Origin of the sequence: Arthrobacter sp. B0490, from assembly GCF_002929355.1 — a bacterium.
In the GTDB taxonomy this organism is placed as follows: Bacteria; Actinomycetota; Actinomycetes; order Actinomycetales; family Micrococcaceae; genus Arthrobacter_D.
In genome coordinates, this window is record NZ_PJIR01000153.1 from 1 (window position 1) to 547 (window position 547).

General features: G+C 70.9%; 1 protein-coding gene. It reads right to left on the reverse strand.

The features are described from left to right. On the reverse strand, positions 1–547 hold a 547-nt coding region (locus CXQ97_RS21205; RefSeq protein WP_146069760.1), incomplete at both ends, for an AMP-binding protein.

Below are 547 nucleotides of genomic sequence, written 5' to 3' on the forward strand. Positions count from 1 at the left end.
CCTCGACCCATTCCGGGTTGACGTTGCGCCCGTAGGCGGTGACGAACTGGTGCTTCTTGCGCCCGTGCAGGATCAGGAAGCCGTCCTCGAAGTGGCCGAGGTCGCCGGTCGGCAGCCACTCGCCGACCGGCGGAGGTTCGCCGAGGTAGCCGAGCATATGCGGGCCGCGCACCAGAACCTCGCCATCGTCGGCCAAGCGCAGCTCGACGTGCGCCAGCGGCCGGCCGACCGTGCCGATGCGCCGCGCCTCGGGTGTGTTCAGGCAGACTACCGAGGCGCATTCGGACAGGCCGTAGCCCTCGAACACCGGCAGGCCGAGCCGCTCGGCGCGCTCCAACAGCTGCGGCGCGACGCGACCGCCACCGACCGCGATAAAGCGCAGCGAGGTCGGCATCGGCACGCCCTGCTCTGCGGCGCTGACCAGAGCCAGCAACAGCTGCGGCAGCAGGATCAGGCTGTGCGGCTGGCTGGCCTGCAGCGTGGCCAGCAAACGTTGCAGCTCGAAGCCCGCCGCACCGCTGAAGCCGATCTCCGCCAGCGGGCGCAG